General features: G+C 73.8%; 6 protein-coding genes. 1 reads left to right on the plus strand and 5 read right to left on the minus strand.

Going from position 1 to position 7,175, the window contains the following annotated elements; all coding sequences use genetic code 11:
• The first annotated feature begins 73 nt into the window (after positions 1-73).
• The gene (locus ABEA26_RS34195; protein ID WP_345597717.1) at positions 74-1,711 is read left to right on the plus strand and encodes a (2,3-dihydroxybenzoyl)adenylate synthase; all 1,638 of its coding nucleotides are present in this window, start codon (positions 74-76) and stop codon (positions 1,709-1,711) included.
• Positions 1,712-1,773: 62 nt separating this feature from the next.
• On the opposite strand, the gene ABEA26_RS34200 is transcribed toward ABEA26_RS34195, so the two are convergent.
• The 5 genes from ABEA26_RS34200 to ABEA26_RS34220 all read right to left on the minus strand — a co-directional run bounded on the left by ABEA26_RS34200 (position 1,774) and on the right by ABEA26_RS34220 (position 7,123).
• Positions 1,774-3,354, minus strand: a complete 1,581-nt coding sequence (locus tag ABEA26_RS34200) for an ABC transporter ATP-binding protein (protein WP_345597719.1) — start codon at positions 3,352-3,354, stop codon at positions 1,774-1,776.
• Complete coding sequence (locus ABEA26_RS34205; RefSeq protein WP_345597721.1) at positions 3,351-4,211, minus strand: ABC transporter permease subunit; 861 nt, start codon at positions 4,209-4,211, stop codon at positions 3,351-3,353. Before ABEA26_RS34205 ends, ABEA26_RS34200 begins: the two co-directional genes overlap by 4 nt.
• Positions 4,208-5,158, minus strand: coding sequence for an ABC transporter permease (locus tag ABEA26_RS34210; RefSeq protein WP_345597723.1), 951 nt, complete (start codon positions 5,156-5,158; stop codon positions 4,208-4,210). Before ABEA26_RS34210 ends, ABEA26_RS34205 begins: the two co-directional genes overlap by 4 nt.
• Positions 5,155-6,741 carry an ABC transporter substrate-binding protein gene (locus ABEA26_RS34215; RefSeq protein WP_345597725.1) on the minus strand — a complete coding sequence of 529 codons (1,587 nt, stop codon included), beginning with the start codon at positions 6,739-6,741 and terminating at the stop codon, positions 5,155-5,157. Before ABEA26_RS34215 ends, ABEA26_RS34210 begins: the two co-directional genes overlap by 4 nt.
• Before the next feature lie 160 nt (positions 6,742-6,901).
• Positions 6,902-7,123: a ferredoxin gene (locus ABEA26_RS34220; protein WP_345597727.1), complete on the minus strand. Its 222-nt coding sequence runs from the start codon at positions 7,121-7,123 to the stop codon at positions 6,902-6,904.
• Between the last annotated feature and the right edge of the window lie 52 nt (positions 7,124-7,175).

Raw genomic sequence — 7,175 nt, forward strand, 5'->3', positions numbered from 1 at the left:
TAGTTCACATCGTAATCACATGACGGGACTCGGCGCCAGAGCCGGAGGCCCCGGCAATGAGAGGCAGGGCCCCATGACCGAGACCCAACGGACCTGGTCCGAGGCCGAGTCGGCGCGTTACCGAGCCGCCGGACACTGGCAGGGAACGACCTTCGGCACCCGGCTGCGCGAAGGTGCGGCCGGCCACGGAGGGCGCGTCGCCCTGGTCGACGGCGAGCGGCGGTGGACCTACGCGGAACTGGACGCCGAGGCGGACCGTGTCGCCCGCGGACTGGGGGGACTCGGGATCGGGCGGGGTGACCGCGTGGTGGTCCAGCTCCCGAACTGCGCCGAGTTCGTGCTCGTGTGGTTCGGGCTGCAGCGGCTCGGTGCCGTTCCGGTGCACGCCATGCCGGGTCACCGGCGCCGGGAGATCGGCCATCTGGTGCGCGCGGCGGGTGCCGTGGCCTGTGTGGTGCCCGACCGGCACGCCAGGTTCGACCACCGGGAACTGATGCGCGAGGTACGGGCGGAGCAGGGGCCGGACGGCCCGCTGCGGCACGTCGTCGTGGTCGGGGAGCCCGGCAGCGACGAGGGTTTCGTCTCCTTCGAGGCGTTGCGGACGAAGCCGCCGCTCGTGTCCGGCCCGGGCCCCCACGACGGCGGAGCGGACGCCGCCGATGTCGCCCTCCTGCTGCTGTCCGGCGGCACCACGGGACTTCCGAAACTCATCCCGCGCACCCACGACGACTACTCCTACAACGCACGCGCCTGCGCGGAGGTGTGCGCCCTCGGCACACGGACCGTGTACCTGGCGGTGCTTCCCCTCGGGTTCAACTTCACCTTCGCCTGCCCCGGTGTGCTGGGCACCCTCATGGCCGGGGGAACCGTCGTCGTCGCGCCCGATCCCAGCCCGCAGACGGCGTTCGCACTCGTCGAGCGGGAGGGCGTGACACTGACCTCGCTGACCCCGCCGCTCGTCCCCCACTGGATGGACGAGGCCGCGTCGGGTTCCTGGGACCTCGCAAGCCTCTCGGTGGTTCAGGTCGGCGGAGCGCGGTTGCCCGAGGACCACGCCCGCAGGCTCGGACCGACGCTCGGGGTGACCGTGCAACAGGTCTTCGGCATGGCCGAGGGCCTGATCAACCTCACCCGCCTCGACGACCCCGAGGACCTCGTCCACGCCACCCAGGGCCGGCCCGTCTCGCCGGACGACGAGGTGCTCGTGGTGGACGCCGACGGCAGGCCCGTGCCGGACGGTGCGGCGGGTGAGCTGCTCACCCGGGGTCCGTACACCCTGCGTGGCTACTACCGCGCCGAGGAGCACAACCGCACGGCGTTCACCCCGGACGGCTACTACCGGTCCGGAGACGTGGTGCGGCGTCTGCCGTCCGGTCACCTCGTGGTGGTGGGGCGGATCAAGGACCAGATCAACCGTGGCGGCGAGAAGGTCGCCGCGGTCGAGGTGGAGGAACAGTTGCTGGCGCATCCCGCGATCGCGGCGGCGGCGCTGGTCGGTGTGCCGGACGAGCGATGGGGGGAGCGGTCGGTCGCCTTCGTCGTCTGCGCGGGCGCGGCTCCCGGCACACGGGAGGTCGCCGCCTTCCTGAAGGAGCGCGGGCTGGCCGGGTACAAGACACCGGACGAGGTCGTACAGGTTCCCGGTCTTCCGCTCACCGCGGTCGGGAAGGTCGACAAGGCGGCACTGGCGGGGCGGTTGCCCCGGCCGTGAGACGTGGCGCGGAGGAGCGCCCGGTGACCGGGGCGCTCCTCCCGCCGGCCGTAAGACGTCCTTCACCGCCGCTGATCCGGTACGGCGAGGACGGCGTCGCCGGCGTAAGCCAGCAGTTCCCTGGTGACGGGGTGCTCCGGGGCCGTCAGCACCCGGTCCACGGGACCGGCCTCGACCACCCGTCCCACGTCCAGGACGACGACCCGCTGCGCGCCGCGGGCGGCGGCTGTCAGGTCGTGCGTCACCATCACGACCGTCACTCCCAGCGTCCGCCGCAGCGAGTCCAGCAGGGCCAGGACCCCGCTCGCCGTCTCCGGGTCCAGCGCGGAGGTGATCTCGTCACAGACCAGGACACGTGGTTGCGCCGCCAGCGTCCGGGCCAGCGCGACCCGTTGGCGCTGGCCTCCCGACAACTCCCCCGGCCGGCGTGCCAGCACTTCCGGGCCCAGCCCGACCAGGGCGAGCAGCCGTACGGCTTCGCGGGAGGCGTCGGCGGCGGACCGGCGCAGCACCCCCCGGAGGGGTCGCGTGAGCGCGGTGCTCACGGATTCCCGGGGGTTGAGGGCACCCCGGGTGTCCTGTGCGACGAGCTGCACCGCCGCACCGTGCCCTCGCTCCGCGCCCGCCTCCCGCCACTCGACACTCCCCCGCGCGGGCCGGTGAAGCCCCGCGAGACACCGGGCGAGGGTGGTCTTGCCCGAACCCGAGGGACCCACGACGGCGGTGCAGGAGCCTGCCGGGACGGTGAGGGAGACGTCGCGCAGCACTGGGACACGCCCGTGGGCCGCGTCCAGCCCGCGCACGGACAGCCCTCCGTCGCAACCGCTGCTCCGCGCGCTCCGCGGGCCGTGGCCGCCGGCCGGGGAGCCCACGGACGGGGGCGGGGCGGGGATCGGCGTCTTGGACGCCCCGGCGCCGACGATCCGTCCCTCTTCCAGGCGGATCACCTCGTGAGCCACGGACGCGATCCACGCCGGGTCGTGGCTGACCAGCAACGCGGCACGGTCCCCGGCGGAGAGGACCTCGGCCAGCAGGCCGCGCATCCCGTCGGCCAGGACCGTGTCCAGACCGCTGGTGGGCTCGTCGAGCACCAGCAGGCCGGGCGTACCCGCCAGGGCGAGGGCGAGGGCCACCCGTTGGGCCTGACCGCCCGACACCTGCCGCGGCAGCCGCCGCCGAAACGCCCGGTCGGCCGGCAGCCGCACGGACAGCAGCAGTTCCCCGACGCGCGCACGGACCTCGTGCGCGCCCCGCGCGGACGAGCGCAGGCGCACCGCCTCGGCGATCTGCGTGCCGATCCGCAGTGCGGGGTTGAGCGAGGAGGCCGGGTCCTGCCCCAGGTAGGACACCACGCGCCCCCGCAGCCTGCGGGCGTCCGCGCGGTCGAACGGGTCGAGGCCGGCCACCCGGACGGTTCCGGCACGGACCTGGAGGCCGGGGCGGACATGTCCGAGCAGGCTGTACGCCAGGCTGCTCTTGCCCGACCCCGACCTGCCCACGATCCCCAGTACCCGCCCGCGCGGCAGCGACAGACCGACGTCGTGCAGGACGGGCGGGCCGCCGGCCGCCGGGCCGAGGGACAGCCCGCTGATCTCGGCGAGCGGGTCGGCACCCGACGGGCGGGCGGGAACGTGACCGGTCACGCGGTCCCCCTTCCCACCGTGTCCGCCAGTCGTCCCGCCAGCAGGCCGACGCAGACGGAGAGCAGTACGAGCAGCAGGGCCGGAGCGAGGAAGGGCGTGGCGGCCAGTGTGGCCCCGGGGACGTTCTCGCTCACCATGCGTCCCCAGTCGGGCGCCGCTCCTCCCTGTCCCAGGCCGAGGAAGCCCGCGGTGGCGGTGAGGTGCAACGAGGCGACCAGGCGCAGCGCGGTGTCCATGAGTGCCGGTCCGGCGATGTTGGGCAGCACGTCGTGGCGCAGCACGGCCCGCCGGGTGTCGCCCCGGGCGAGGGCCGCCTCGACGTATCCGCTGTTCAGGACGGTGTCCGCCGCGGCCCGCAGCACCCGGGTGGAGAAGGGGGCGGTGGCCAGGGCGACGGCTGCCACGAGGGCGGCGGCGCTGCCGGGGAATCCGGCGGCGAGGACGAGGACGACCAGGAGGGCGGGCAGGACGGCGAGGGCGTCCACGCAGCGGACCAGGAGGTCTCCCAACCGGCGGGACGCCATGGCCGCCAGCACGCCGGCGGTCATCCCGACGGCGCCGGCCGCCGCGGTTCCCGCCAGCGCGGTGAGGACGATGGTGCGGCCGCCACCGAGCACCCGGCTCGCCACGTCCCTGCCCAGCACGTCGGTGCCGAGGAGGAACTGTCCGTCGGGCTGCTGGAAGGGCGCCGCGAGCTGCGCGGTGGGGCTGTGCGGAGCGGCCAGCGGCCCCAGGAGCGCGAGGAGGAGGACGAGCAGGGTGGCCGCCCCGGTGAACAGCGGTGGCCGGCGGTGCCCGGGCGTACCGGGGCGTACCGGGCGGCCCCGTCGGCGCGGTGGTGTCAGAACCGTCGTCATCGGTCGTCCCCCTCCCGCGCCCCGAGCAGACGCGCGCAGATGTCACCCAGCAGCAGCACCACGAGCATCACCGCGACCAGGGCGGTGGCGATGCCCTGCACCATCGGTACGTCTCGTGCCGCGACGGCCAGTTGCAGCTCCCGGCCGATTCCCGGGTAGTCGAAGACGTTCTCCACCACCACCGCGGAGCCGACCAGCGCCCCTGTGGTGAGGGTGAGTGCCTGTACGGCCGGTCCGGCGGCGTTGGGCAGGATGTGGCGTACCGCGAGTCGCACGCCGCGCACACCGTTGAGCCGTGCGGCCTCGCAGTACGGTGTGGCCGCGGCGTCCGCGACCGAGGCCCGCAGCAGTCTGGTGGCCACCGCGAGACCGACCGCGCTGAGCGTCAGTACGGGCAGGACCAGCGCGTGCGGGGCGTCGAGCGGGGTGCCTCCCAGCGGGATGACGGAGACACGCGGGAGGACCTCCAGCCACACCGCCAGGACCGCGACGAGCAACGCGGCGACGACGAACTCCGGTACGGCGGCCAGGATCTGGGCGGATGTCGAGACGACGCGGTCGGCGCCGCCGCCGCGCAGCCCCGTCCACAGGCCGAGCAGCGCGGCGAGCGGCGCGGTGACCGCGAGCGTCAGTCCGGCGAGGAGCAGGCTGTTGGGCAGGCGGGTGGCGAGGACGTCGGTGACCGGCCTCTCCCCCACGAAGCCGTTGCCCAGATCCCCCCGGACCGCGCCGGCCGCCCAGTCCGCGTACCTCTCGGCGGCGGGCCGGTCCAGCCCGAGTCCGGCCCGGACCTCGGCGCGTTGTGCCTCGGACGCGTCCACGCCGGCGACCGCGCTGACGGCGTCCCCGGGGAGGACCGCCGTCGCCGCGAAGACCGCCGCCGACAGCAGGACCAGCAGGACGGCGGCCCCCGCGAGGCGCCGGGCGGCGAAGGCGAGCAGGTTCACGCCAGCGACGCCCGGGAGAAGCCGGGGAACTGTTCGAAGAGGTCGTCGGGAATCCCGTCGACCCCCTTGGCCCGGGCGTTCAGGTTCGGCTTGAAGACCGGCAGCACCTGGTTGCCCTCTTCCCAGCGCGTTCGCTGGGCCCGCGTGCCCAGTTTCTTCGCCCGCGCCTGGTCGCTCTCGGCGCGTGCCCTCGCCACGAGGGCGTCCGTCCCGGACTTCTTCCAGCCGAACGCCGACGGGGATCCCCCCGCCGTGTTCATCTGGTAGGTCGACAGCGCGGGGATGGGCATCTGGTACGAACCGGCCAGCGGCAGCGCCGAGTACGCGGGGAAGTCGGCGTAGAGCTGACCCGCGGGCAGTTCACGGACGGACGCCCGGACACCGATCTTCTTCAGGTCCTCGACGAAGAGGGTGGCCGTCTCCACCATGCCCGGGGTCTCGGGGCCGGTGGTCAGCCGTACCTTCATCCCGTCGGCACCGGCCTCCTGGAGGAGTTCGCGGGCCCGCTCCGGGTCGTGGGCGCGCTGCGGGATCCCGTCGGCGTAGTCGGGGAAGCCGATGGAGGGCAGGTCGTTGCCGATCTCGGCGTTGCCGTAGAACACGGTCTTCACCATGGCCTCGCGGTCGACCGCGAGTTTGAACGCCTCCCTCACCCGCGGATCGTCGAAGGGCTTGGCGCTCATGTTCAGCTGGAAGGAGAGACCGACCAGGTAGGGGCTCTTCGTGGGAGCGAGTTCGGCCTTCGCGTCGTCGGCGAGCGTGCGCGCGGTGACCGGCGAGAGGTCGTGGGCGAAGTCGATCTCCCCGCCGGTGAGCGCCCCCGCCCTGGCCGTCGAGTCCGCGATCGACCGCAGCTCCAGGCCGTCGAGGTGGGGCACGTGACCGTAGTGGTCGTCGTAGCGCTCGAACGCCGACCCCTGGCCGGCCGCGAACTCGGTCAGCCGGAAGGGGCCGCAACTGGGCATGCCCTCGCGGAAGTCCCTGGTGCCGTCCTTGACGACGAGGAAGTTGCCCTGGCAGAGGATCAGACGCCCGTCGGCGATGGGCCGCAGGGTGGGCAGTACGACCTTCAGGTCCCCCTCGGCCCTGGCGCGCGCGAGGTCGAAGTTGGCGGCGGCGAGCCGGTACACGGGCAGCTTGCTCTTGGCCGCGAGCCCGCTGAGCGAGTGCAGGATGTCGGCGGAGGTCAGCTCGGAGCCGTCGGTGAAGCGGACACCGGGCCGCACGTGCAGCGTGTAGGCCGACAGGTCGTCGGAGATGTCGATGCCCTTGAGCACGCCGTAGCGCACCCCGTCGGGACCGCTGGGATCGAGGTTGCCCAGGGTGCCGTGCCATGCCCGGGCACGTACGAGATCCAGTGCGGAAGGGCCGTTGAAGAAGTCGAGCGTCTCGGAGGCGCCGCCGCCGACGAAGGCGGCCCTCAGCGTGCCGCCGGAACGGTGCGAGGAACCTGATCCGGGCTTCCTGGCGGAGTCGGTCCCGTCGGTGGAGCACGCCGCCAGCAGGCCGGGTCCCACCGCCAGAGCCGCGGCGCCCGCCGCGCCGCGACGGAGGAAGGCTCGGCGGTCGATCTGTCTGGACATGCTTCTCCTTGACGTTCTGCTGAGCTGAACCGGGCACCGGGAGATACCGCGGCGCGTGAAGTGAGGCCCGATGCGGCGGGTCGCCGTGGAAGACGGGCGCGCGTACGGGGCGCGTACGGACGGGCCGTACCGTCCTGCCCGCGGCCGGTCCGACTGCGGGCTACCGCAGGGTGAGGGCTCCTGACGGGCAGGCCCTCACGGCCTCGCGTACGGCGTCCGACTGGGCCGCCGACGGCCTCTCGGCGAGGACGCGCACGAGCCCGTCCTCCTCGTCCTGGTCGAAGACGGCAGGCGCGGCGAGGACACACTGCCCCGCTCCGACGCACCGATCCCGCTCGGCGCCGACTCTCCCGGCTCCGAACGCCTGGCCTGCCAAGGTCATGAGGGCCCCTCCCCTGTGGCCGCGGACGCGACCGACATGCGACAGCCCGGAC

The organism is Streptomyces marokkonensis, from assembly GCF_039539045.1.
GTDB lineage: Bacteria > Actinomycetota > Actinomycetes > Streptomycetales > Streptomycetaceae > Streptomyces > Streptomyces marokkonensis.